Origin of the sequence: Streptomyces sp. NPDC050842 (assembly GCF_044456565.1) — a bacterium.
Classification (GTDB): domain Bacteria; phylum Actinomycetota; class Actinomycetes; order Streptomycetales; family Streptomycetaceae; genus Streptomyces.
Genome location: NZ_JBITGA010000007.1, coordinates 321,454 through 346,010 on the forward strand (window position 1 = coordinate 321,454; position 24,557 = coordinate 346,010).

20 protein-coding genes are annotated in these 24,557 nt (G+C 72.3%); 9 read left to right on the plus strand and 11 right to left on the minus strand.

What is annotated here, in order from left to right; translation table 11 throughout:
• Positions 1-3: 3 nt before the first annotated feature.
• The 8 genes from ftsW to rsmH are packed head-to-tail and all read right to left on the minus strand — an operon-like array spanning position 4 to position 10,615.
• The gene (gene ftsW, locus ACIBG6_RS25155; RefSeq protein ID WP_399224815.1) at positions 4-1,344 is read right to left on the minus strand and encodes a putative lipid II flippase FtsW; all 1,341 of its coding nucleotides are present in this window, start codon (positions 1,342-1,344) and stop codon (positions 4-6) included.
• Between the two features lie 55 nt (positions 1,345-1,399).
• Positions 1,400-2,839, minus strand: a complete 1,440-nt coding sequence (gene murD / locus ACIBG6_RS25160; protein ID WP_399224816.1) for a UDP-N-acetylmuramoyl-L-alanine--D-glutamate ligase — start codon at positions 2,837-2,839, stop codon at positions 1,400-1,402.
• A complete protein-coding gene (mraY, locus tag ACIBG6_RS25165) occupies positions 2,821-3,891 on the minus strand; it encodes a phospho-N-acetylmuramoyl-pentapeptide-transferase (RefSeq protein WP_399224818.1) in 1,071 nt (356 codons plus the stop codon). Before mraY ends, murD begins: the two co-directional genes overlap by 19 nt.
• On the minus strand, positions 3,888-5,312 hold the full coding sequence (gene murF / locus ACIBG6_RS25170; protein ID WP_399224819.1) for a UDP-N-acetylmuramoyl-tripeptide--D-alanyl-D-alanine ligase: 1,425 nt from the start codon (positions 5,310-5,312) through the stop codon (positions 3,888-3,890). Before murF ends, mraY begins: the two co-directional genes overlap by 4 nt.
• A 4-nt stretch (positions 5,313-5,316) precedes the next feature.
• A complete protein-coding gene (locus tag ACIBG6_RS25175; RefSeq protein WP_399224820.1) occupies positions 5,317-7,020 on the minus strand; it encodes a UDP-N-acetylmuramoyl-L-alanyl-D-glutamate--2,6-diaminopimelate ligase in 1,704 nt (567 codons plus the stop codon).
• Between the two features lie 16 nt (positions 7,021-7,036).
• Complete coding sequence (locus tag ACIBG6_RS25180; RefSeq protein WP_399224821.1) at positions 7,037-9,040, minus strand: peptidoglycan D,D-transpeptidase FtsI family protein; 2,004 nt, start codon at positions 9,038-9,040, stop codon at positions 7,037-7,039.
• Positions 9,041-9,047: 7 nt separating this feature from the next.
• Positions 9,048-9,662 carry a hypothetical protein gene (locus tag ACIBG6_RS25185; RefSeq protein ID WP_399224822.1) on the minus strand — a complete coding sequence of 205 codons (615 nt, stop codon included), beginning with the start codon at positions 9,660-9,662 and terminating at the stop codon, positions 9,048-9,050.
• Positions 9,659-10,615: a 16S rRNA (cytosine(1402)-N(4))-methyltransferase RsmH gene (rsmH, locus tag ACIBG6_RS25190; protein ID WP_399224823.1), complete on the minus strand. Its 957-nt coding sequence runs from the start codon at positions 10,613-10,615 to the stop codon at positions 9,659-9,661. Before rsmH ends, ACIBG6_RS25185 begins: the two co-directional genes overlap by 4 nt.
• Positions 10,616-10,988: 373 nt before the next feature.
• Here rsmH and ACIBG6_RS25195 point away from each other — a divergent pair, with 373 nt between their 5' ends.
• From ACIBG6_RS25195 to ACIBG6_RS25210, 4 genes are all read left to right on the plus strand, one after another.
• Positions 10,989-11,528, plus strand: coding sequence for a carbonic anhydrase (locus ACIBG6_RS25195; protein WP_317594314.1), 540 nt, complete (start codon positions 10,989-10,991; stop codon positions 11,526-11,528).
• A 179-nt stretch (positions 11,529-11,707) separates the two neighbouring features.
• Complete coding sequence (locus ACIBG6_RS25200; RefSeq protein ID WP_399224824.1) at positions 11,708-12,727, plus strand: AAA family ATPase; 1,020 nt, start codon at positions 11,708-11,710, stop codon at positions 12,725-12,727.
• Positions 12,727-14,073, plus strand: a complete 1,347-nt coding sequence (locus ACIBG6_RS25205) for a DUF58 domain-containing protein (protein WP_399224826.1) — start codon at positions 12,727-12,729, stop codon at positions 14,071-14,073. Before ACIBG6_RS25200 ends, ACIBG6_RS25205 begins: the two co-directional genes overlap by 1 nt.
• Positions 14,070-16,496 carry a DUF3488 and DUF4129 domain-containing transglutaminase family protein gene (locus ACIBG6_RS25210; RefSeq protein WP_399224827.1) on the plus strand — a complete coding sequence of 809 codons (2,427 nt, stop codon included), beginning with the start codon at positions 14,070-14,072 and terminating at the stop codon, positions 16,494-16,496. Before ACIBG6_RS25205 ends, ACIBG6_RS25210 begins: the two co-directional genes overlap by 4 nt.
• 163 nt (positions 16,497-16,659) lie before the next feature.
• Here ACIBG6_RS25210 and ACIBG6_RS25215 read toward each other — a convergent pair whose 3' ends face one another.
• From ACIBG6_RS25215 to ACIBG6_RS25225, 3 genes are all read right to left on the minus strand, one after another.
• Positions 16,660-17,064 carry a DUF3040 domain-containing protein gene (locus ACIBG6_RS25215; protein ID WP_399224828.1) on the minus strand — a complete coding sequence of 135 codons (405 nt, stop codon included), beginning with the start codon at positions 17,062-17,064 and terminating at the stop codon, positions 16,660-16,662.
• Positions 17,065-17,336: 272 nt separating this feature from the next.
• The gene (locus ACIBG6_RS25220) at positions 17,337-18,125 is read right to left on the minus strand and encodes a methyltransferase (RefSeq protein ID WP_399224829.1); all 789 of its coding nucleotides are present in this window, start codon (positions 18,123-18,125) and stop codon (positions 17,337-17,339) included.
• A 67-nt stretch (positions 18,126-18,192) separates the two neighbouring features.
• Positions 18,193-18,735, minus strand: coding sequence for an SAV_6107 family HEPN domain-containing protein (locus ACIBG6_RS25225; RefSeq protein ID WP_399224830.1), 543 nt, complete (start codon positions 18,733-18,735; stop codon positions 18,193-18,195).
• A gap of 163 nt (positions 18,736-18,898) precedes the next feature.
• On the opposite strand from ACIBG6_RS25225, the gene ACIBG6_RS25230 reads away from it, so the two are divergent.
• From ACIBG6_RS25230 to ACIBG6_RS25250, 5 genes are all read left to right on the plus strand, one after another.
• Positions 18,899-19,813 carry an ATP-binding cassette domain-containing protein gene (locus ACIBG6_RS25230; RefSeq protein WP_399224831.1) on the plus strand — a complete coding sequence of 305 codons (915 nt, stop codon included), beginning with the start codon at positions 18,899-18,901 and terminating at the stop codon, positions 19,811-19,813.
• Positions 19,785-21,872 (plus strand): YhgE/Pip family protein, encoded by a 2,088-nt coding sequence (locus ACIBG6_RS25235; RefSeq protein ID WP_399224832.1) that lies wholly within the window; start codon positions 19,785-19,787, stop codon positions 21,870-21,872. The genes ACIBG6_RS25230 and ACIBG6_RS25235 overlap by 29 nt, the downstream gene beginning before the upstream one ends.
• Before the next feature lie 43 nt (positions 21,873-21,915).
• Positions 21,916-22,524, plus strand: coding sequence for a TetR/AcrR family transcriptional regulator (locus ACIBG6_RS25240; protein ID WP_329623983.1), 609 nt, complete (start codon positions 21,916-21,918; stop codon positions 22,522-22,524).
• A 62-nt stretch (positions 22,525-22,586) separates the two neighbouring features.
• Positions 22,587-23,585 (plus strand): hypothetical protein, encoded by a 999-nt coding sequence (locus tag ACIBG6_RS25245; RefSeq protein WP_399224833.1) that lies wholly within the window; start codon positions 22,587-22,589, stop codon positions 23,583-23,585.
• Between the two features lie 312 nt (positions 23,586-23,897).
• On the plus strand, positions 23,898-24,548 hold the full coding sequence (locus tag ACIBG6_RS25250) for a DUF4126 domain-containing protein (protein WP_399224834.1): 651 nt from the start codon (positions 23,898-23,900) through the stop codon (positions 24,546-24,548).
• The last annotated feature ends 9 nt before the right edge of the window (positions 24,549-24,557 follow it).

Genomic DNA, 24,557 nt, shown 5'->3' on the forward strand with positions numbered 1-24,557 from the left:
AATTCACCGCTCTCCGGACGGGCGCTTCTTGACGCGCCGTCGCATCGACTTCCATCTCACCCCGGCCCGCTTACCCCAACCGGGGCGGCGCATGGCCAGGGCCGCTTTCGCGGCGGGATCCTGTCGCGCGAAGGCGATGAGGAGCCCGACGGCGAACATGGTCGGCAGCAGGGCCGACCCCCCGTACGAGAACAGCGGGAGCGGGACTCCGGCGATCGGCAGCAAGCCGAGCACCGCACCGATGTTGATCACGGCCTGCGCCGTGATCCAGGTGGTCACGCCTCCCGCGGCGTACCTCACGAAGGGGTCCTCCGTGCGTCCGGCCACGCGGATACCCGCATAGCCTAGAGCCGCGAACAGGGCGACTACCGACAGCGTCCCCGCGAGACCGAGTTCCTCACCGGTGACCGCGAAGATGAAGTCGGTGTGCGCTTCGGGGAGTTGGCCCCATTTCTCCACACTGGCACCGAGCCCGGAACCGAACCATCCGCCCGAGGCCAGAGCATAGATTCCGTGCGCGGCCTGGAGGCAGGGGGCTCCCTCGCCGCCGGGGTCGGTCGCTCCGATGCAGTCGAAGCGCTTCATCCGGTTGTCACTCGTCTTGATCAGCAGCACACCGATCGCGCCGGCGACGGAGAGCACTCCGACGAAGAGCCGGGTGGGCGCGCCGGCCGTCCACAGCAGACCGAAGAGGATCGCGGCGAGGATGATCGAGGTGCCCATGTCGCCGCCGAGCATGATCAGTCCGAGCAGCATGAAGGCCACGGGGACCAGCGGGACGAGCATGTGCTTCCACTGGGACAGCAGCCGCATGTCCTGCTTGCGGGCGAGCAGGTCGGCCCCCCACAGGATCAGCGCCAGCTTGCCGAACTCGCTGGGCTGGAGCTGGAAGGGGCCGCCGAGCGAGATCCAGTTCTGGTTGCCGTTGACCGAGTGCCCTATCCCGGGGATCTGCACGAGCACCATCAGGAAGACGGCGCCGACGAGGATCGGGTAGGCGAGCGCCCGGTGCAGCTTCACCGGCATCCGGGAGGCGGCCAGGAGCAGCCCGGTGCCCAGGAGCGCGGCGAAGAACTGCTTCCGGAAGAAGTAGGAGGGCACGAGGTCGTAGCGGAGCGCCGTGATCATCGAGGCGGAGAAGACCATCACCAGGCCGAGCATGGTGACGAGCAGCGCCGCACCGATGATCACGTAGTACGCGGTGAGGGGCCGGTCCCAGGCCTTCAGCGCCCGCTCGTGGAGCCGCCGTACGCCCCCGCCGCGGGTCCGCCGCGGGGTCGCTGGGGCCCGCCCTCCGCCGCGTACGGCGGAAGGCCGGCGTGTCCCGGCGATCTTGCTCGGCATGGTCGCTGCCCCCTCCAGTCGTGCCCGGTCCGGCCGGACCCTCCCACTGGTCAGGTCAGGCGTCCCCGGTGGCGGCGAGGGCGCGGACAGCGTCCGCGAAGGCCTCGCCCCGCTTGTTGTAGTTGGTGAACATGTCCATCGAGGCGCAGGCCGGGGCGAGGAGCACCGTGTCCCCCGGGCGGGCCAGCCGGGCCGCCTCCCGGACCGCCTCGGACATCGCCCCAGTGTCGGTCCGGTCGAGGTCCACCACCGGGACTTCCGGGGCGTGTCGCGCCAGGGCTTCGCGGATCAGCGCGCGGTCGGCGCCGATCAGGACGGCCCCGCGCAAGCGCTTCGCCGACTTCTGTACGAGCTCGTCGAAGGTCGCGCCCTTGGCGAGGCCGCCGGCGATCCAGACGATCGGGTCGTAGGCCGCCAACGAGGCTTCCGCGGCGTGGGTGTTGGTGGCCTTGGAGTCGTCGACGTACGTGACGCCCTCGATCTCCTCGACCAGTTCGATGCGGTGCGGGTCCGGCCGGAAGGCCTTCAGCCCGGCCCGTACGGCCTTGGCGTCGACGCCGAAGGCGCGGGCGAGGGCGGCCGCGGCGAGGGCGTTGGCGATGTTGTGCGGGGCCGGGGGCTGGACGTCGTCGACCTCGGCGAGCTCCTGGGCGTTCTTCTGCCGGTTCTCGACGAAGGCACGGTCGACGAGGATGCCCTCGACGACGCCCAGTTCGGACGGGCCGGGGGTGCCGAGCGTGAAGCCGATCGCCCGGCAGCCCTCCTCGACGTCGGCCTCGACGACCAGGTCCTCGGTCGCCTTGTCGGCGACGTTGTAGACACAGGCGACCTGGTTGCCCTCGTAGATCCGGCCCTTGTCGGCGGCGTACGCCTCCATCGAGCCGTGCCAGTCGAGGTGGTCGGGCGCCAGGTTGAGCACGGCGCCGGAGTGGACGCGGACGGACGGCGCCCAGTGGAGCTGGTAGCTGGAGAGCTCGACGGCGAGCACGTCGTACGGCTCCTCGCCGAGGACGGCATCGAGGAGGGAGACCCCGATGTTGCCGACGGCGGCGGTCCGCAGACCGGCCGCCTCCAGGATCGAGGCGAGCATCCGCACGGTCGTGGTCTTGCCGTTGGTGCCGGTGACCGCGAGCCAGGGGGCCGCGCCGGGCCCCCTGAGCCGCCAGGCCAGTTCGACGTCGCCCCAGACCTCCACGCCCGCCTCGGCGGCGGCCGCGAAGAGCGGCTTGTCGGGCCGCCAGCCGGGGGTGGTGACGATCAGCTCGGTGCCGGACGGCAGGGTGGCCCCGTCGCCGAGGCGGACGGTGATGCCCTCCGCCTCCAGGTCGGCGGCCTGCGCCCGGGAGCGCTCGTCGTCGCCGTCGTTGACGACGGTCACGACCGCGCCCAGGCCGTGCAGGACCCGGGCGGCCGGGATCCCGGAGACCCCGAGCCCCGCGACGGTGACCTTCTTGCCGTTCCAGTCGAGCTGTTCTGTCACTTCTCCGATGCCCATCCCGCGTAGAAGAGGCCCAGGCCCACGATCACGCACATGCCCTGGATGATCCAGAACCGGACGACGACCAGGACCTCCGACCACCCCTTGAGTTCGAAGTGGTGTTGGAGTGGGGCCATCCGGAAGACGCGCTTGCCGGTCATCTTGAACGAGCCGACCTGGATGACCACGGACATCGTGATCAGCACGAACAGGCCGCCGAGCAGGGCCAGCAGGAGCTCCGTACGGGAGCAGATGGCGAGACCGGCCAGTGCGCCGCCGAGGGCGAGCGAGCCGGTGTCACCCATGAAGATCTTGGCGGGCGAGGTGTTCCACCACAGGAAGCCGAAGCAGGCGCCCATCAGGGCGGAGGCGACGACCGCGAGGTCGAGCGGGTCGCGCACCTCGAAGCAGGCGTTGGGGTTGGTCAGCGTCACCGCGTTGGCACAGGACTCCTGGAACTGCCAGAGCCCGATGAAGGTGTACGCGCCGAAGACCATCACCGAGGCGCCGGTGGCCAGACCGTCCAGACCGTCCGTCAGGTTCACGCCGTTGGACATGGCCAGGATCATGAAGAGCGCCCAGATCACGAACAGCACCGGGCCGATGGTCCAGCCGAAGTCCGTGATGAAGGAGAGCTTCTCGGAGGCGGGCGTGAGTCCGCGCATGTCCGCGAACTGCAGCGACAGCACGGCGAAGGCGATGCCGACGATCAGCTGGCCGGCCATCTTCGCCTTGGCCCGCAGGCCCAGCGAACGCTGCTTGACGATCTTGATGTAGTCGTCGAGGAAGCCGACCAGGCCCATGCCGGCCATGAGGAACAGCACCAGGATGCCCGAGTACGTCGGGTCCTCGCCGGTGATGACCTTGGCCAGGGCGTACGCGATGAGCGTGGCCAGGATGAAGGAGATGCCGCCCATGGTGGGCGTGCCCTTCTTCCCGGCGTGGCCGCGCGGGCCGTCGTCCCGGATGAACTGCCCGTACCCCTTGCGGGCAAGGAGCTTGATCAGCAGCGGGGTGCCGATCAGGGTCAGGAAGAGGCCGATGGCCCCCGCGAAGAGGATCTGCCTCATCGTCCGGCGACCTCGCCCTCGGTGTCGAGGAGGGCCAGCGCGACCCGTTCGAGACCGACCGACCTGGAAGCCTTCACAAGGACGACGTCCCCCGGGCGCAGCTCACTGCGCAACAGGTCGACAGCCGCCTGCGCGTCGGACACGTGCACCGACTCCTCACCCCACGAACCCTCGTTATATGCGCCCAGTTGCAGCCAGGACGCTTCCCTGTCCCCGACCGCGACGAGCTTGCTGACGTTGAGCCGGACGGCGAGCCGTCCGACCGCGTCGTGCTCGACGAGCGATGCGTCACCGAGCTCGGCCATCTTGCCGAGCACCGCCCACGTACGAGCCCCTCGGGCCTGTGCGGCCCGGCCCATGGACGCGAGCGCGCGCAGGGCGGCTCGCATGGACTCGGGGTTCGCGTTGTAGGCGTCGTTGACGATCGTCACGCCGTCCGGACGCTCGGTGACCTCCATGCGCCAGCGCGACAGGGTTCCCGCTTCGGAGAGCGCGGTGGCGATCTCTTCGACAGGCATGCCCAGCTCGTGCGCGACGGCGGCCGCTGCGAGCGCGTTCGACACGTGGTGCTCACCGTACAGGCGCAAGGTCACGTCGCTGCACCCGGTGGGTGTGTGAAGCCTGAAAGAAGGCTGTCCGTTCTCTGTGAGGAGGACGTTCTCGGCCCGTACGGCCGCTTCGTCCGCTTCGCCGAAGAGGATCACGCGGGCCTTGGTGCGGCTCGCCATCGCGCGGACGAGCGGATCGTCGGCGTTGAGGACCGCCACTCCGCCTTCCTCGGCGGACGGCAGCGCCTCGACGAGCTCGCCCTTGGCCTCGGCGATCTGCTCCCGGCCGCCGAACTCGCCGATGTGGGCGGTGCCCACGTTGAGGACGAGACCGATGCGGGGCGGGGTGAGGCCGGTGAGGTAGCGGATGTGCCCGATGCCGCGGGCGCCCATCTCCAGGACCAGGTGCCGGGTCTCGTCGCTCGCGCGGAGCGCCGTGAGCGGCAGTCCGATCTCGTTGTTCAGCGAGCCGGGTGTCCACACGGTGGGCGCGTGCCGGTCGAGGACCTGGGCGATCAGGTCCTTCGTGGAGGTCTTGCCGGCCGAGCCGGTGAGGGCGACGACATCGGTGCCGAGCCGCTCGACGACCGCGCGGGCGAGGGCCCCCAGCGCGGTCTGCACGTCGTCCACGACGATCGCGGGGACGCCGAGGGGACGGGCGGCGAGCACGGCCGCCGCGCCCGCCTCGACGGCGCGCTCCGCGTAGTCGTGGCCGTCGACGCGCTCACCGGCGAACGCGACGAAGAGGCTGCCGGGCCGCACCTCGCGGGAGTCGATGACGACGGACCCGTCGACCAAGGCGGCCGGATCCGGTATGTCGTGCTTCTGCCCGCCGACGATTTCGGCGATCTCGGCGAGGGAGAGGGCGATCACTGCTTCATCCCTGACTGTTCTGGTGGCTGGCTGTGTCCTTGCCGCCCCCCAGGGCGACCCGGCCGTTCTGTTCGAGGATCGCCGCGCGCAGGACTTGGCGGTCGTCGAAGGGGCGTACGACCCCGGCGATCTCCTGGCCCTGCTCGTGGCCCTTGCCCGCGACCAGGACGGTGTCGCCCGGCCGCGCGCGGGCCACGGCGGTGGCGATGGCGGCGGCGCGGTCGGCGAGGACGATGACCTCGCCGCGCTCCTCCGCCGGGACCTCGGCCGCGCCCGCGAGCATGGCGGAGAGGATCACGAGCGGATCCTCGGAGCGGGGGTTGTCGGAGGTCAGGACGGCGGTGTCGGAGAGCCGGGCCGTGGCGGCGCCCATCGGGCCGCGCTTGGTGGTGTCCCGGTCGCCGCCGCAGCCGATGACCACGTGCAGCTTGCCCTCGGTGACCTCGCGCAGCGAGCGCAGGACCGATTCGACGGCGTCCGTCTTGTGGGCGTAGTCGACGACCGCGAGGTACGGCTGGCCGGCCTCGACCCGCTCCAGGCGGCCCGGTACGCCGGGGACGGCGGCGATGCCGTCGGCGGCGCTCTTCGCTTCGAGGCCCGCGGTGGCGAGGGTGGCGATCGCGGCGAGGGTGTTGGCGACGTTGAACGGGCCGGGCAGCGGTGCGGTGGCGGAGATCCGCTCGCCCTGCGGGCCGACGGCGGTGAACGTCGAGTCGTGGGAGCCGAGGACGAGGTCCTCGGCGCGCCAGTCGGCGTCGGCGCGGCCCTCGGCGGAGAAGGTGACGACCGGTACGGTCGCCTCCTTCGCGAGCCTGCGGCCGTACGCGTCGTCGAGGTTCACGACGCCGAGCCTGCTGCGCTCGGGCGTGAAGAGCGCGGCCTTGGCCCGGAAGTAGTCCTCCATGTCGGAGTGGAACTCCATGTGCTCCGGGCTGAGGTTGTTGAAGACGGCGACGTCGAAGACGCAGCCGTCGACCCGGCCGAGCACGAGGGCGTGGCTGGAGACCTCCATGGCGACCGCCTCGACGCCCCGCTCGCGCATGACCGCGAAGAGCGCCTGGAGGTCGGTGGCCTCCGGGGTGGTCCGCTCCGACTTGATGCGCTCGTCGCCGATGCGCATCTCGACGGTGCCGACGAGACCGGTGGACCGTCCGGCGCCGCGCAGGCCGCCCTCGACGAGGTACGCCGTGGTGGTCTTGCCGGACGTGCCGGTGATGCCGATCTGGAGGAGATCGGCGCCGGGCCGTCCGTAGATCTCGGCGGCGAGCTCCCCCATCCGGCCGCGCGGGTTCTCGACGACGAGGACCGGCAGGCCGGTCGCGGCGGCGCGCTCGGCGCCCGCCGGGTCGGTGAGGACCGCGGCGGCTCCGAGTCCGGCGGCCTGGGCGACGAAGTCGGCGCCGTGCATGCGGGCTCCGGGCAGGGCCGCGTACACGTCCCCGGGGCGTACGGCCCGGGAGTCGTGCGTGATGCCCGTGATGGCGACGGGGTCGGAGCCGGCGCCGGGGGTGTCGACGCCCAGCTGTGCGGCCAGGTCGCCCAGGGGTGTCGGGCGGGCCTGCTGCGGCCGGGGCGGGGTGGTTCGGTACTGATCAGCGTGTGGCACGGCGGTGAGCGTACCGGGCGCACCCTGTGCGGGGCCAAAAGAGCCCGGGGCGTCGCCGGAGTTCGATTTCCGGTTCCCGGAATGGGGGGTGATCGTTGTCACTGGTGCTCCCGGAGGGTCACGGGGTGCGGTCGGAGAAGACCGGCAGTCGGGCGGGCTCGCCGCCCGTGGGGGCGACGTGGAGGGTCTTGAGGGCGAACTCCATGACCTTCTTGTAGATGGGTCCGCAGATCTGGCCGCCGAAGTAGCTGCCCTTGGTGGGGTTCTGGATGGCGCAGTAGACGGTGATCTGCGGGTCGTCGGCGGGGGCGAAGCCGGCGAAGGAGGCGGTGTACCCCTTGTAGCGGCCGAGTTCGGGGTCGACGCGGTTGGCGGTGCCCGTCTTGCCCGCGACCCGGTAGCCGGGGATCGCGGCCCTGGTGCCGGTGCCCTCCCGGTCGTCGACGACGGACTCCAGCATCTGGGCGAGGGTCTTGGCGGTCTTCTCGCTGACGACCCTGGACTCCTTGGGCGCGGGGGCCGCGGCGAAGCGCCCGTCGGGCCCCTTGGTGCCGCGTACGAGGCTCGGTTCGATCCGTACGCCTCCGTTGGCGATGGTCGAGTACACGGAGGCGGCCTGCATGGCGCTGACGGAGAGGCCCTGGCCGAAGGGGATCGTGTACTGCTGCGAGGTGGACCAGGCCTCGGGCTTGGCGAGGATGCCGGGGGTCTCGCCCGGAAAGTCCAGGCCGGTGGGGCTGCCCATCCCGAACTTGCGCAGATAGGTGTGGAGGACCCGGTTGGCCTCGGCCTGGGTGTCGCCGAGCCGGCCGGTGGCGAGGATCGTGCCGATGTTGCTGGACTTGGCGAGGACGCCGTTGAGGGTCAGGTACCAGGTCTTGTGGTCGATGTCGTCCTTGAAGAGCCGGTCGCCGCGGTGGAGCCGGTTGGGGACGGTGACGTGGGTGTCGGGGGTCGCCTTGCCCTCCTCCAGGACGGCGGCCATGGACATGACCTTGCTGGTGGAGCCGGGCTCGTAGGCGTCCTGGAGGGCGGCGTTGCCCATGGAGGCCGCGTTGGCGGCGGAGAGGTCGTTGGGGTCGAAGCCGGGGGCGTTGGCCATGGCGAGGACCTCGCCCGTCTTCGTGTTCTGCACGACGACGTACCCGCGGTCGGCCTTGGACTTCCTCACCTGGTCGGTGATGGCCTGCTGGGCGGCCCACTGGATGTCCCGGTCGATGGTGAGCTCGATGTCGGAGCCGGGGACGGCGGGGGTGCCCTGGGAGCCCGCGGTGGGCACCTGGCGGCCGCCGGACTCGGTGAAGCGGACCTTGCCGTCCTTGCCGGCGAGCTCCGGGTCGAGCATGGACTCCACGCCGCCGGCTCCCTTGCCCTCGGCGTTGACGTAGCCCAGTATCCCGGCGGCGAGCTCGCCGTTCGGGTACACGCGCTTGGTGCTGGGCTCGCTGAGGATGCCGCCGAGCAGATTGACGCCGGTGCCGCCCTTGGCGCGGGCCTTCTCCCCGTAGACCTTCCTGAGGTCCTTGATCTGGTTCCAGACCTGCGGGGTCTGCTTGCGCGCGAGCAGGGTGTAGCGGGACTTGGGGGTACGGAGCTTCTTCGCGAGCTCGGCGGGTTCCTTGCCGAGGATCGGGGCGAGGAGGGCCGCGGCCTGCTCGGGCGCGTCGGGGACCTTGGACTCCTCGGGCGTGAAGAGCTTGGGGTCGGCGGTGATGTCGTACGCGTCGACGCTGGCGGCGAGCGCGATGCCGTTGCGGTCGGTGATCTCGCCCCGCTCGGCGGAGAGCGTGTAGTCCTGGAAGCGGTACTTGTCGGCCTTGGCGGCGTACGCGCTGGCGTCGACGGCCTGGACCTGGAGCAGCCGGACCACGAAGACCAGCATGACGAGGGTCAGGCCGAGGGAGATCAGCCGGAGCCGGGGCCGGGGGCTGCCGAGCCGGATGGTGCGGGGCTGCCGGGCCGGGGGCCGGGGCGCGGGGCGCTTCGCGGCCGGGCGCGGAGCGGGGCGCGAGGCGGCGGGCCGGGAGGGGCGGGCTCCGGCGGAGGCGGGCCGGGGGCGTGCGGGCCGGGCGGCTCCGGCGGGTCCGGGGACGCGGCGGCGGGGGGGCTCCTTGGAGGGCACTGCTCGGTCACCTGCCGGAGGTAGTAGGGGAGGCGGGTGTGGGCACTGTCCGTACGGGGCCGGCCCCGGTGGGGCCCGGACTGGTGGGACTTCCGCCGGTGGGAGTGGTGCCCGTGGAGCCTGGGCCGGTGTCCGCCTGGGCCGTGCCGGTGGGGCTTCCGCCAGTGGGGGACGTGGCCGCGGCCGTGTTCGGCGGTGGGTTCGAGGCGACGGGCGGGGTCGGCCTCGCGCTCGGGCTCGGGCTCGGCTTCGGGGCGACCGCGGTCGAGGGCTCGCCGAGGACCTTGCCGTCCGGGCCGAGGAAGGCGGGGCTGCCGCCCGGGACCATGCCGAGCTCGCGGGCCCGCCGCTCCAGGGCGTCGGGGGCCGCGTAGTCGTCCACGTCCCGCTGGAGCGCCTGCTCCTCGTCGGTGAGCTCGGTGGTCCTGTCCTTGAGCTCGCGCAGCTTGAAGGAGCCCTGGTTGAGGGCCGAGTTCAGCAGGAGCAGGGCGATGAGCCCGCCGCCGAGGAGCACGAAGACGAGCAGGACGAAGGGGGTACGGGCGGCCGAGCTGGGCCCCGACGGCATGAGCCGTCCGAGCCGCGCGGCCCGCCCTTTGAGGGGCCCCTTCGCCGTGCTCACAGCACGTCCTCCCGGATGCGCTGCGCGCCGCGGAGCCGGGCGGGCGCGGCGCGCCGGTTCTCGGCGACCTCTTCCTCGGTGGGGAGCTCGGCGCCGCGGGTGAGGAGCTGGAGGCGCGGCTGGTACTTCTCCGGGACGATCGGGAGCCCGGGCGGCGCGGTGGTCGTGGCGCCGGCCGCGAAGACCTGCTTGACGATGCGGTCCTCCAGCGACTGGTAGGAGAGGACGACGACCCGGCCGCCGACGGCGAGGGCCTTCACGGCCGCCGGGATCGCCTTCTCGACGCTGTCGAGCTCGCGGTTGACCTCGATGCGCAGGGCCTGGAAGGTCCGCTTGGCCGGATTGCCGCCGGTGCGCTTGGCCGCCTGGGGCAGGGAGTCGCGGATGAGCTCGACGAGCCGGGCGCTGTTGGTGAAGGGTTCCTTCTCGCGCTCGCGCACGACCGCGGAGACGATGCGCTTGGCCTGCTTCTCCTCGCCGTACGCCCGCAGGATGCGGACCAGTTCGCCGGCGGGGTAGGTGTTGAGGACCTCCGCCGCGCTGATGCCGGTCGTCTGGTCCATGCGCATGTCGAGCGGGGCGTCCTGCGCGTAGGCGAAGCCGCGGTCGGCCTCGTCCAGCTGCATGGAGGAGACGCCCAGGTCGAAGAGGACGCCGTCGACCGTGGGGATGCCGAGCCGGTCGAGGACCTCGGGCAGCTCGTCGTACACGGCGTGGACGAGCGTGGCGCGCTCCCCGAAGGGGGCGAGGCGCTCGCCGGAGAGGCGCAGCGCCTCCTTGTCCCGGTCGAGGGCGACGAGCCGCACCTCGGGGAAGCGCCGGAGCAGTGCCTCGCTGTGGCCGCCGAGGCCCAGGGTGCAGTCGACGACGACCGCGCCGGGGCGCTCCAGTGCGGGGGCCAACATGTCCAGGCACCGCTGGAGCATCACCGGGACGTGTCGGTCGTTGCTCAATGCGCCCTCTCAGATCCGGCGCGGTGGTACGTACCGCCGGGCTCCCGCCCCGCACCGGCTGCCGCGCGAGCGGGAGGAGCGCGAGCGGGAGGGATTCGAGCCGTAGGTACCGCCGCACACACGGGGGAGAAACCGCGGAAATCGCTCGATGTCTCCGTGAACTTCGCGTCACTTTAGTCCACGTGACCCGCCGGTCAATCAACCGGCTGGCGCGTCGCACGGCGCCGGCGGACCGGTGGGACATTCCGGACGGCTCACTCGTTCGGGGCCCGGCTTCCCCCATCTGTGGGTTAGCTCACAACAAGCCTCAATGGCGTTCTTTGTCCCCTCTCACAGCAGGCCCGGCGCCCTTGTGCCCGTTAACGTCGGAACCATGTCGACATCCGCGCACCCCTCTGCCGACGCCGTACGCACCGCCGACACGGTCACCGACCGCCTCGTCGAGGCGAACGAGCGCTACGCCGCCGACTTCACCGACCCCGGAATGGACGCGCGGCCCGTGCTGCGCGTCGCCGTCGTCGCCTGTATGGACGCCCGTCTCGACCTGCACGCGGCCCTGGGTCTCGAACTCGGCGACTGCCACACCATCCGCAACGCGGGCGGTGTGGTCACCGACGACGTGATCCGGTCCCTCACGATCAGCCAGCGGGCGCTCGGCACCCGCAGCGTCATGCTGGTCCACCACACGGGCTGCGGTCTCGAATCGCTCACCGAGGACTTCCGGCACGAGCTGGAGGACGAGGTCGGCCAGCGGCCGGCGTGGGCGGTCGAGGCGTTCCGCGACGTGGACCAGGACGTCCGGCAGTCGATGCAGCGGGTGCGGACCTCCCCCTTCCTGTTGCACTCCGACGACGTCCGGGGCTTCGTCTTCGACGTGACGACCGGTCTTCTGCGCGAGATCGACCCGGCCTAGTCGTCTCCGTACGGCAACAGTCGGCCCGGCACAACGGGGCAAACTCCGGCATTCCCCTCGCACTTGTCCACAGGCGAGTGACACGACCCGGCCACGGCAACAAGAATGCTCGGGTGACACCCCCCGAAACATGTCCCCGGGGGCAGGTGTCCGTGTTCCGGAAGGCCGAGGAGGGCCGGGTGACGACCTATGACGATCGAGCGAGCCTCACTGATCTGACCACGACCGCGGAGCGTGTCCGCAGGTCGGTGGAGAGTGTGATCGAGGGCAAGCCCGAGGTCGTACGGCTTTCTCTGACCGTGCTGCTCGCCGAGGGGCACCTCCTCATCGAGGATGTCCCCGGCGTCGGCAAGACCATGCTGGCCAAGACCCTTGCGCGGTCCATCGACTGCTCGGTGCGCCGCATCCAGTTCACCCCCGACCTGCTGCCCTCGGACATCACGGGCGTGTCGATCTTCGACCAGCAGCGCCGGGAGTTCGAGTTCAAGCCGGGCGCGATCTTCGCGCAGATCGTGATCGGCGACGAGATCAACCGCGCGTCGCCGAAGACCCAGTCCGCGCTCCTGGAGTCCATGGAGGAGCGGCAGGTCACCGTCGACGGCCAGACGTACGAGCTGCCCGGCCCGTTCATGGTCGTCGCCACCCAGAACCCGGTGGAGATGGAGGGCACCTACCCGCTGCCCGAGGCCCAGCGCGACCGCTTCATGGCCCGGGTCTCCATCGGCTACCCGAGCGCCGAGGCCGAGCTCCAGATGCTCGACACGCACGGCTCGGTGTCCCCGCTGGACGACCTCCAGCCGGTCGCCCACGCCCACGACATCGTGAAGCTGATCGAAGCGGTGCGCGCGGTCCACGTCGCCGACTCCGTCCGCCGGTACGCGGTCGACATCGTCGCCGCCACCCGCACCCACGCCGACCTGCGGCTCGGCGCCTCGCCCCGGGCCACGCTCCACCTGCTGCGGGCAGCCAAGGCGTCCGCCGCGCTGAGCGGCCGCGAGTACGTCCTGCCGGACGACCTCCAGGCCCTCGCCGCGCCCGTCCTCGCCCACCGGCTGATGCCGACGGCACAGGCCCAGCTGAACCGGCGCACCGCCGAGCAGGTCGTCCAGGACATCCTCCAGCGCACCCCCGTCCCGGCCGCGGCCCCGCCCGCCGGACCGCTCTACGGCCAGCAGCAGCCCGGCGCCCGGCGGCTGTGATGAGAGGCGCTGCCGTACCGGACGGGCAGCGGGGCGAGGACGACCGGGGCGGGCTGCGGGCCGCCTTCGGCGGTCTCACCACCCGCGGCCGGTCCTTCCTCGCCGCCGGGGTGGCCGCCGCCGTCTGCGCGTACGTCCTCGGCCAGGCCGATCTGCTGCGCGTCGGGCTGCTCCTCGCCGCCCTGCCGCTGATCTGCGTCCTCGTGCTGCACCGCACGCGCTACCGCGTCGCGGCCTCCCGCCGCCTCACCCCGCAGCGGGTCGAGGCGGGCTCCGAGGCCCGGGTCCAGCTCCGGATGGAGAACGTCTCCAAGCTCCCCACCGGGCTGCTCATGCTCCAGGACCACGTGCCGTACATGCTGGGACCCCGCCCCCGCTTCGTCCTCGACCGGGTCGAGGCGGGCGGTCGGCGCGAGGTCTCCTACCGGGTCCGCTCCGACCTGCGGGGACGCTTCCCGCTGGGCCCGCTCCAGCTGCGGCTCAACGACCCCTTCGGGATGTGCGAGCTGACCCGTGCCTTCAGCGCCTACGACACCCTCACCGTCGTCCCGCGCACGGAGGCGCTGCCCCCGGTGAAGCTCGCCGGCGAGGCCGCGGGGTACGGCGACGGGCAGCAGCGCTCCCTCGCGCTCGCCGGCGACGACGACGTCATCCCGCGCGCCTACCGGCACGGCGACGACCTGCGCCGGGTGCACTGGCGCTCCACCGCCCGCTACGGCGAGCTGATGGTCCGGCGCGAGGAGCAGCCGCAGCGGGCCCGCTGCACCGTGCTCCTCGACACCCGCCGGGTCGCCTACCAGGGCACCGGCCCCGACTCCGCCTTCGAGTGGGCGGTCTCCGGCGCCGCGTCCTCCCTGGTGCACATGCTGGAGCGCGGCTACGCGGTCCGGCTGCTCACCGACACCGGCAGCGCGGTGCCCGAGGGCTCCGACGGCTTCGCCGGCTCGACGCAGGACTCTGCCGACACGGCCGGTCTGATGATGGACACCCTCGCGATCGTCGACCACTCCGAAGGTGCCGGGCTCTCCCGCGCCTCCGACGTGCTGCGCGGCGGCAACGAAGGGCTGCTCATCGCCTTCCTCGGCGACCTCGACGAGGAGCAGGCGGCCCTGACCGCCCGGATGCGCGGGCGGACCGGCGCGGCCGTGGCGTTCGTCCTGGACTCGGGCACCTGGCTGACGGGCGGCGCGGTCAGCGGCGCGGTCGAGAACCGCGTACGGCAGCTGCGCGAGGCGGGCTGGACGGCACTGGCCGTGGCGCCCGGGGCGCGGATCGGCGACGTGTGGCAGCAGGCGGCCGGAGCCCGTACGGAATCCGCCGCCGACACCTACGGAGGTTGGTCATGAGCGGCCGCGCACGGCTGACCCTCGCCTCCTGGGCCGCCACCCTGATGGCGGCCGGGGCGCTGCTCCCGCTGGTGAAGCCGGCGACCTGGATCTTCACGGCGGCCTTCGTCCTCGCTCTGGTGAGCGGCGTGGGCACGCTGGCCCGGCGGGTGCCGCTGGCCCGCCCGCTGACCCTGCTGGCGCAGGCGGCCGTCATACTGCTCGCGCTGACCCTGTTCTTCGCCCGGGAGCAGGCGGTCCTCTGGCTGATCCCCGGCCCGGAGGCCCTCGCGCACGCCGTCGACCTGTTCTCTGCGGGCGCCGAGGACGTCGGCCGGTACGCAATCCCGGCGCCGGACACCGAGGGCATCCGGCTCATGCTCGTCGGCGGCGTGGTCGCGATCGGGCTCCTGGTGGACGCCCTCGCGGTCACCTTCCGCAGGGCGGCCCCGGCCGGTCTTCCGCTGCTCGCTCTGTACTCGGTGGCCGCCGGTCTCTCCGGTGGCGGCGCGGGCTGGCTCTGGTTCCTCCTCGCGGCCTCCGGCTATCTGCTGCTGCTCCTCGCGGAGGGCCGCGACCGGCTCTCCCAGTGGGGGCGGGTCTTCGGCGGCGCCCAGCGTGCCGGCCGGCCGGGCTCGACGGTCGCGAGCGGCGGTCCCGCCTTCGCCCCGGCCCGCACCGGCCGCCGGATCGGCGCCGTCGCGATGGGCGTCGCCATGGTGGTGCCGCTCGCGCTGCCGGGTCTCTCCGGCGGCGTGTTCGGCGGCGGCAGCGGCGAGGGGAACGGGGGTTCGGGCAAGGGCGGCACCATCTCCGCCGTGAACCCGCTGGTCTCCCTCCAGGACAATCTGCGCCAGCCCGAGGACCGGGAGGTCCTCCGCTACCGGACCAACGCCCTCGACAACAGCGGCCTGTACCTGCGCCTCGTCGCCCTCGACCAGTTCGACGGCGCCTCCTGGAAGTCCTCGGTCCGCCCGATCGAGGACGTGCCGAAGCAGCTGCCGTGGCCCGAGGGGCTCGGCCAGGACGTCAAGGTCAGCGAGGTGACCACCAACATCGTCGCCTCCGACGCGTACGAGCAGCGGTGGCTGCCCATGCCGTACCCGGCGGGCCGGGTCGACATCGGCGGGAAGTGGCGCTTCGAGCCGGCCGGCCGGATGCTCGTCGGCGACGACAAGCAGAACACCGCCGGCGTCCGCTACCAGGTCTCCAGCCTGGACGTGCAGCCCACGTCCGGGCAGCTGGCCGCCGCCGGGACCGCCCCGGAGAAGCTGCGCGCCGAGTACACGAAGGTCCCCGAGTCCCTCCCCGCCGACGTCCGGGCGAAGGCCCGGGAGGTCACCAAGGGCGCGCGCAACGACTACGCGAAGGCGGTGAAGCTCCAGGACTGGTTCGCCGAGGACGGCGGCTTCCGCTACGACGTCGAGGTGAGCTCCGGCACCGGGGTGCAGGCGATCTCCCGCTTCCTGAAGGACAAGGAGGGCTTCTGCGTCCACTTCTCCTTCTCCATGGCGGCGATGGCCCGCTCGCTCGGCATCCCCGCGCGGGTGGCCGTCGGCTTCATGCCGGGCACGACGCAGACCGACGGCTCGGTCTCGGTGGGTATCCGGGACGCGCACGCCTGGCCCGAGCTGTACTTCGACGGGGCGGGCTGGATGCGGTTCGAGCCGACGCCGTCGCGGGGCTCCACCCCGGCGTACACCCGGCAGAACACGCCCTCGGGCACGGCCACCGGTCCCACGCAGCCCCAGCAGAGCGCCTCGGCGCAGCCGTCCGCCGCGCCGAGCGCCTCGGAGAGCTGCACACCGCAGATGAAGAAGCTCGGCGACTGCGGTCCGGACGCCGCCGTGGGCGGTGACTTCTCGGACGGTTCCGGTGCGGATCCGCTGAAGGTGGTGCTGCTGTCCCTGGGGGCGCTCCTGGTGCTCGCGCTGCCGTTCGTTCCGCTGCTGTGGCGGACCCGCGTGCGGGCGCGGCGGCTCGGTCCGGGCGGCGGACGCGGCCCGGAGGACCTGGCGGCGCGGACGCTCGCCGTCTGGCAGGAGATCACCGACACGGCCTGGGACTACGGGGTCGAGCCGGACGAGTCGATGACGCCGAGGAAGACGGCGGCGCGAATGGTCCGACTGGGTGAGCTGACGGGCGAGCCGGCGGACGCGGTGCATCGCGTGGCCCGTGCGGTGGAGGAGGCCCTCTACGCGCCCCGGCCCGTACCGGCCGCGGGTCTCGCCGAGGAGGCCGCCCGGATCAGGGCGGGTTTCCACGCGAGCGCCGACCGCCCTGCGCGCCTCCGCGCCACCCTGGCCCCGCGCTCGGCGGTCCGCCTCCGCTGGGAGGCCTCGGCCCGCTGGTCGTCCGCGACGGCGACGTGGTCGGTACGCCGCCACGCGCTGGTGTCGCGCACGACGTCCCTGTTCCGCCGTACCCCCCGCGAAGCGGGCTGACGGGGCCAAGGGGGGCGGGGTCGCCACCGGCGGCCCCGCCCTCTTTCTCTGTCCCCAGGACGGCCGGGGGAACGGCCGAGCCCCGCAGGGCATCGCGCGTCGTGGCGCGGGCCCTGCGGGGCTCGGTCGTGTAAGGGGTGCGGGGCTGCCGCTCAGGGGGCCGTCAGTGGCCGCCGCCCTGCTGTTCGTCGCGGCGGCGCTGCCACCGCTCTTCGATCCGATTCATGGTGGAGCGTCGCTGCCGGGTCTGACGACCACTGGTCGCCGTCCCGCCACTGGCCTGCTGCTCACCTGGCTTGGGCGCCTTGCGCCATCCGGTGACCGCCAGGACCGCGCAGCCCAGCATGACGAGGAATCCCACCACGCTGATCCAGATCTGCTGTGCGACCATTCCGGCCATGAGGAGCGCGATACCCACCAGGAAGCCGGCGACTGCCTGGTAAACCCGTCGGCGGGTGTACGTACGCAGCCCGCTTCCCTCGAGCGCTGTCGCGAACTTGGGATCTTCGGCGTACAGCGCTCGCTCCATCTGCTCGAGCATTCGCTGCTCGTGCTCCGAGAGCGGCACGGAGTCCTCCTAGTCGTCGGTCGCGGGGGCGACCGGTTTGCGGCCCTTTCAGGATAGGCAGGGAATCGCCCCCGTGAAACCCGCCCACAATGCCGAATAGCCAATCCGGGCCGCCATGCGGATCGGTTGCTGAGGCGTTGATTCCCCAGCGCCATCTCCGTCATGCCGGATGGTGTCCCCCGATCATACGGGGCCGAACCCCAGATCGGGCGGGCAGTGGCGTACTCCATCGACGCCCGTTGCCCGCACCGCCGAACGGGTGCCGGTGGCTGTCAGGCTCGCTTCTCGCCGAGAACGTGCAGCTGGGTGGCGATGGCGTGGAAGGAGGGCAGCTCCGCGGCCGCGGCCTCCAGCTTGAGCAGGGCCTCCGCTGCGCCCGGTTCGGTGTCCACGAGGACGCCCGGAACCAGGTCGGCGAAGACCCGGACGCCGTGCACGGCGCCGATCTCGAGTCCGGCGTCCGCCGTCAGCTCGGCGAGCTGCTCGGCGGTGAAGCGCCGGGGCACGGGGTCGCCCGCGCCCCAGCGGCCGTCGGGGTCGTTCAACGCGTGCCGGGCCTCGGTGAAGTGTCCGGCGAGCGCACGGGCCAGCACGGCGCCGCCGAGCCCGGCGGCGAGCAGGCTGAGGCTGCCGCCGGCGCGGAGCGCGGCGACCGCGTTGCGCACGCCCTCGGCGGGGTCGTCGACGTACTCCAGGACGCCGTGGCAGAGCACGACGTCGTACCCCTCGCGCTCGACCACGTCGAAGAGACCCCGGACGTCGCCCTGGACACCGGTGACCCGGTCGGCGACCCCGGCCTCGGCGGCCCGTCGCTCCAGCGCGAAGAGCGCGTTGGGGCTGGGGTCGACGACGGTGACGCGGTGACCGAGGCGGGCCGCCGGTACGGCGAAGTTCCCGGAGCCGCCGCCCGTGTCGAGGACATCGAGGCTGTCCTTCCCGGTGGCCTTGGCCCGGCGGTCGAGGGCGTCCTTCAGGACGTCCCAGACGACGGCGGTACGCAGGGAGGCGCGCGACGGTCGCGACGACGCCTCTCGACCGAAGACAGGGGAAGGGTCCGGCACGGCTGTTGACTCCTCGGTGACGGGTACGGACGCTCCCCACCCTATGGCCTCGGGCCTGCGTTTCGGATCATCCGCCGGCCTCTCCGGCCCCCGGCTGGCGGGGCAGCACCGGCTGGAGGGCGAGCAAGCGCTCGACCAGCCGCAGGAACAGGGCGGCGTCCCGGAGCAGGTCGTCCGCCTCGCGTCGGCTCGCCGCGCTCGTGATGCCGGCCTCGGCGCGGGCCCTGCGCTGGGCGCCGGAGGCGAAGAGGGCGCTCCACTCGGTCAGCTCGGGCGCGAGCTGGGGAAGCAGCTCCCAGGCGCTCCTTATGCGCTGCCGGTGGCGGGGGGAGGTCTCGGGCCTGCCCCGGGCGGCGAGCACGGCGGCCGCGGCCCGCAGGGCGGCGAGGTGGGCGGTGGCGTACCGCTCGTGGGGCCGGTCGAGCGAGGCGGCCTCGACCAGTCCGGTGCGGGCCTTGGCGAGCAGGTCGAGGGCGGCGGGCGGGGCGGTGGCGCGGCGCGGGACGGGGTGGACGTCGGACGCGGGTCCGGACGCTGCGGGGGTGGCATGACCGCCGGAGAGAGGGAGGGGGCGGGGGCGGGGCGCGGCTGCTGCGGAAGGGCTGGCCATGACGTGCCTCCTGTCGTCGCGTGACGGCGCTGTGGCCGTATGTGTCCATCGTGCAGGCACCCACTGACAATCCGGCTGACCTGGGGTTTTGCCTGATCCACTACCCCGGGGTAGCTTTTGCACTGACCAGTCAGTTCAAAAATGGGGAAGTGGGGGTGGGCCCGTGGGAGCGGAGGCAGAGGAGCAGCCGCACGGCGCCGCCGTCGTCGCGGACGGCTTCGGACTGAAGGGGCCTCGCGGCTGGGCCTTCCGGGAGGTCTCCTTCCGGGCCGGGCCGGGCGCGCTGGTGGCGATCGAGGGACCGTCCGGCTCCGGCCGTACGTGCCTGCTGCTCGCCCTCACGGGCCGCATGAAGGCCACGGAGGGACACGCCGAGGTCGGCGGGGTGCGACTGCCCCGCAAGCTGGGCGCGGTGCGCCGGATCAGCGCGCTCGGCCAGGTGCCCGGCGTGAGCGAGCTGGACCCCGCCTTCACGGTCGCCGAGCACCTGCGCGAGCGGGTCCTGCTCCAGCGCCGCTTCGACGGTTCCGTACGGGCGCTCCTGCGGCGCCCCGCCGAGCGGGCGGCGGAGGCGCGGGCCCGGATCGACGAGGCCGTCGCGGCCTCCGGCCTCGACCTCGCCGCCCTGCCGAAGGGCGAGCGGACCTCCGTGCGCGATCTGGAGCGGCTCGAAGCGCTGCGGCTGTCGATCGCCCTGGCCCTCATCGGCCGGCCCCGGCTGCTCGCCCTGGACGACACGGACCTCAAGCTCTCGGACGCCGACCGGGCCGAGGCCTGGGCGCTGCTGCGCTCGGTGGCCGAGGCCGGGACGACCGTCCTCGCCGTCTGCGCGGAGGCCCCGGCGGACGCCCAGCGGATCACGACGATCGCCGACGCGGCGGATCCCGATGAGCCCGAAGAGGCCAAGGAGCCGGCGGAGCCGGAGGAGCCCGCGGAGCCCGAGGAGCCGGAAGCAGAGCCGGAGCCCACCGAGGCCAAGCCCGCCACCGCCGAAGGCGACACCGCAGACACCGCAGACACCGCAGACGACACCGAGGAGGGGGCGGCCGATGCGCTCGCCGAAACTGGCCGCTCTTGAGCTGAAGCGCTTCGGCAGGGGAAAACTCCCGCGCGCCGCGCTCGTCGCGATCCTGCTGCTGCCGCTGCTCTACGGCGCCCTGTACCTGTACTCGTTCTGGGATCCGTACAGCAGGCTCGACAAGATCCCCGTCGCCCTCGTCAACGAGGACCGGGGCGCCACCGCCGACGGCAAGAAGATCAACGCCGGTGACGACATCGCCGAGGGGCTCCTGGAGAGCAACACCTTCGCGTGGCACCGGGTGAGCGACGCCGAGGCGCGCAAGGGCGTCGAGGACGGGACGTACTACCTGTCCCTGACGATGCCCGGCGACTTCAGCTCGCGGATCGCCTCCAGCTCCGGCGACTCCCCCGAGACCGGCGCCCTGCGGGTCCGGACGAACGACGCCAACAACTACATCGTCGGCCAGATCTCCCGCACGGTCTTCTCCGAGGTGCGCACGGCCGCCTCCACGAAATCCTCGCGCACCTTCCTCGACAAGATCTTCATCTCCTTCTCCGACATCCACGACGCCACCGCGAAGGCCGCCAAGGGCGCGGACGACCTCAAGGACGGTGTGGACAAGGCGAAGAAGGGCTCCAAGGACCTGGCCGACGGCCTCAAGGACGCCAAGCAGGGCAGCGGCGACCTGGCCGCCGGGCTGAAGAAGCTCGACAAGGGCGCCAAGGACCTGGAGAGCGGCTCCCGCAAGGTCGCGAAGGGCACGCAGGAGCTCGCCGACAAGGTGAACGGCACCGCCGACAAGGTCCGCCCGTACCTGGCGAACAACGGCACGTCGATCCGCGACAGCGCCCGCCTCGCCTCGGACTCCATCGTGGCCGTCCGCAACAACCTCGACGACCTCGTGAGGCGTGCCCCGATCGTCCGGGCCGCCGCGCACAAGGCGGACGACGGCCTCGCCGCCCTCCACCGCGAGGAGTGCGAGACGAAGCCGGAGCCGGACGCGCGGGTGTGCAAGGTGCTCAAGGAGGCCTCGGTCAGCGCCGACGACGTGGCCACCATCGCCGACGACGTGCACGTCCTGACCAAGGACAGCACCGGCGACCTCAAGACCCTGGACGCGCGGCTCGTCACGCTCAAGAAGCAGGCCGACGAGCTGGCCGTCCGCGCCCCGCACCTCGACGAGGACGTCGAGGGCGCCATCAGGAAGATCAACGAGCTCAACGCGGGCGCCAGGAAGGTCGCCGACGGCGCGGACCGGCTGCACACCGGCATCGGCGGCGCCAAGACCGGGTCGGCGAACCTCGACACCGGCGTCGGCAAGCTCAAGAAGGGCGCGGGCGAGCTCGACGGCGGTCTGTTCAAGCTGGCCGACGGCTCCGGCGCGCTGGCCGTCGGTCTGCACGACGGCGTCAAGCAGATCCCCGACTACGACGAGAAGGACCGCGACCGGCGTACGGAGGTCATGGCCGACCCGGTGCAGCTGGCCTCGCAGTCGATGCACAAGGCGCCCAACTACGGCACCGGCTTCGCCCCGTACTTCATCCCGCTCTCCCTCTGGGTCGGCGCGATGGTCGCGTACATGATCATCCAGCCGCTGAACCGGCGTGCCCTCGCCGCCGGCGGCTCCGCCTGGCGGATCGCGCTGGCGGGCTGGCTCCCGGTGGCGGCGATCGGCGTCCTCCAGGTCGGGGCCCTCATGTCGGTCCTGCACTGGGGCCTCGGTCTCCAGATGGCCAGGGCCGCCGGCACGGTCGGCTTCCTCGCCCTGGTCACCTGCTGCTTCGCCGCGATCATCCAGTGGCTCAACGCCCGCTTCGGCGCGGCCGGCCGGATCCTCGTGCTCGCGGTGCTCATGCTCCAGCTGACCTCGGCGGGCGGCACGTACCCCGTCCAGACCAGCCCGGGCTTCTTCAACGCGATCCACCCCTTCCTGCCGATGACCTACGTGGTCGAGGCGCTGCGCCGACTGATCACGGGCGGCGGGATCGAACCGGTCTGGCAGGCCTGCGCGGTGCTGACCGCGTTCACCCTGGGCGCCCTGGCCCTGACCGCCGTCTCCGCCCGCAAGCGGCAGGTCTGGACGCTCGACCGACTCCACCCCGAGCTGACCCTGTGAGACAGGGCCGGTGACACCCGCGACACCTGTGAGAATCGACCCCATGGACAGCAGCAGCACCCGACGCCAGGCCACCCGCGCGAAGCTCTACGAGGCGGCCGTCACCCTCATCGCGGAGCAGGGATTCTCCGCGACGACGGTCGACGAGATCGCCGAGCGGGCCGGGGTGGCCAAGGGCACGGTCTACTACAACTTCAAGAGCAAGACCGAGCTCTTCGAGGAGCTGCTGCGCCACGGGGTGTCGCTGCTGACGGCCTCGCTGCGGGCGGCGGAGCAGGAGACCGCCGAGCGCGGCGGGAGCCGGATAGACGCACTCGACGCGATGATCCGGGCGGGGCTCGTCTTCATCGACCGCTACCCGGCCTTCACCCAGCTGTACGTGGCCGAGCTCTGGCGCACCAACCGGGCCTGGAACTCCACGCTGCTGGTGGTCCGCCAGGAAGCCGTCGCGGTGGTCGAGGGGGTCCTGCGGGAGGGGGTCGCGGCCGGTGAGCTGAGCGAGGACATCGACGTCCAGCTGACGGCGGCGGCGCTGGTCGGCATGGTGCTCGTGGCGGCGCTCGACTGGCAGGCCTTCCAGAGCGAGCGTTCGCTCGACGACGTGCACGCGGCGCTCTCGCGCCTGCTCCACGGCCGCGTCGGCGGCCGGTAGGCACCCATGGTGTGGTGTGCGACGATCACTCGTCTCACACCACACCATGGGGGTAGAACGCTGTGAAAATCCGCAGGATCAAGGAGCTGGGCCGGGCGGCGGTCGGCGTCCTCGCGCTCGCGCTGGGCGGCTCGTCGCTCGGCGCCGCGCCCGCCACCGCCGCGTCGGCGGACTTCGCGTACGAGGTGACCCGCAACGCCGACACGTACCTCGACGTGCCGGGGACGGAGATCGGCTTCGACGCGCTCGCCGGCGAGCGTTCGGTCCTGTGGTCCCGGCACTTCTCCACGGGCCCGGTCTCGGCGCTCGCGGCCGGTGACAACATCGGCAACACCTTCGCCATCCGCTGCCGCGACGCGGACGGCACGGCCCTGCCGACCGAGACGGAGGCCGGGGCCTTCTGGGCGGCGAACCTGGTGCCGCCGAACGAGACCTCGCTGACCGCAGGGCTCCGCTGGATGTTCATCGCACCCGCGGACGGCAGCTACACCTGCCGCCTGTCGATCCTCTCGTACTCCTCGATCATCACCGGCGACCGCACCGTCACCATGCGCGTGCCGGCCGGAGCCGAACTGGCCAGGGCCACCTACTCCTCGATGTCCCGCTGGACGCTGCTCGCCGGCAGCGGCACCACGGTCGCCCGCGGCGCCACCGTCTCCACCCTCGGCTCCACGAACACGCCGACGGGCGAGGACATCGTCGTCTACCAGGACGCGGAACTGACGACCTGCATGGCCGGCTCCGGGATCTGCTCGGGCGGCACCACCGACCACACCTTCACCCGCGCCGAGACCTGGGTCGAGGCGCAGCCCAGGAACGCGGACGGCGCACTGTGCGGCGGCCCGATCAAGGGCCCGGTCTCGGTGTGGAACATCAGCAACGCCAAGCACCACCAGACGGCGGCGAACACCCTGCGCCTGACGAAGGCACAGCTCGGCGGCTGCACCCAGATCCGGATGACGCTGAAGGTACGGAACGTCGACGGCAACCCGCTGAAGATCCACGACGGCCACGCCTCGGGCAGGATCGCCGCCACTCACGGCGCGGCCTACAGCTACTGACGAGGCCCGCGACCCGTCCGAACCGCCCTCCCCACCACGCGAAGAGGCCGGTGCGGCGAGGCTCGATCCCCCCGAGCCTCGCCGCACCGGCTTCCTTCTTCGCGTGCACCCCCGTGCACCCCCGTGGCACATCCCCCGTACCCCGGAGCCGGCAGGCACGCGGCCCCGTTCCGCAGCCCCGTGCCGGCGGTACCGGAGCCGCGCCCCTTCCGTGGGCTCCACTCTTCCTTCTCGGCCGGTCCGAGCCCATCCGCGTACCTACTCATCTCGACCTCTAGGTACGGATACTCAGTCCTGGTTACGATCGCGGGCGTGTCGGTACTCCCCCTGGTGTTCACCAGCGGCTGGGCTAGCGGGATCAACGCGTACGCGGTGGTCCTGCTGTTCGGCATCTTCGGCGCGACCGGGCTGACCGACGAGGTGCCCGAGTCCTTGCAGCGCACCGATGTCCTCGTCGTCGCGGGCGTGCTGTTCCTGTGCGAGGCGGTGGCGGACAAGATTCCGTACGTCGACTCGGCCTGGGACTCCGTCCACACCGTGATCCGGCCGATCGCGGGGGCCGTGGTCGCCGCCCTGCTCGCCGGCCAGAACGGCTCGCTGCCGGAGCTCGCGGCGGGCGCGGTCGGCGGCACGACGGCCCTCCTGAGCCACTTCGTCAAGGCCGGGACGAGGATGGCGGTCAACACCACGCCGGAGCCGTTCTCCAACGTCGCGCTGAGCCTGGCGGAGGACCTCGGGGTGGCCGCGATCGTCACCTTCGCGATCTTCAACCCCGTGGCGGCGGCGAGCATCGCGGCCGTCCTGCTCGTCCTCGGCCTGGCCATACTGTTCTTCCTCGCCCAGAAGATCCGCCGCTTCCTGCGCCGCAGGTCCCAGCGCCGTGAGGAGAGGCACCTCATGGACGCCGCCCCGGGGAGACGTGTGCGGACACCTCCCCCACCGGACGAGTCCGACCACTTCTGAGCGGTGTCC

Bases quoted from the DNA above. Each gene is read 5' to 3' on its own strand.
- ftsW (WP_399224815.1), bottom strand. From the start codon at position 1,344: ATGCCGAGCAAGATCGCCGGGACACGCCGGCCTTCCGCCGTACGCGGC.
- murD (WP_399224816.1), bottom strand. From the start codon at position 2,839: ATGGGCATCGGAGAAGTGACAGAACAGCTCGACTGGAACGGCAAGAAG.
- mraY (WP_399224818.1), bottom strand. From the start codon at position 3,891: ATGAGGCAGATCCTCTTCGCGGGGGCCATCGGCCTCTTCCTGACCCTG.
- ACIBG6_RS25195 (WP_317594314.1), top strand. From the start codon at position 10,989: ATGTCGACATCCGCGCACCCCTCTGCCGACGCCGTACGCACCGCCGAC.
- ACIBG6_RS25205 (WP_399224826.1), top strand. From the start codon at position 12,727: ATGAGAGGCGCTGCCGTACCGGACGGGCAGCGGGGCGAGGACGACCGG.
- ACIBG6_RS25210 (WP_399224827.1), top strand. From the start codon at position 14,070: ATGAGCGGCCGCGCACGGCTGACCCTCGCCTCCTGGGCCGCCACCCTG.
- ACIBG6_RS25225 (WP_399224830.1), bottom strand. From the start codon at position 18,735: ATGGCCAGCCCTTCCGCAGCAGCCGCGCCCCGCCCCCGCCCCCTCCCT.
- ACIBG6_RS25235 (WP_399224832.1), top strand. From the start codon at position 19,785: ATGCGCTCGCCGAAACTGGCCGCTCTTGAGCTGAAGCGCTTCGGCAGG.
- ACIBG6_RS25240 (WP_329623983.1), top strand. From the start codon at position 21,916: ATGGACAGCAGCAGCACCCGACGCCAGGCCACCCGCGCGAAGCTCTAC.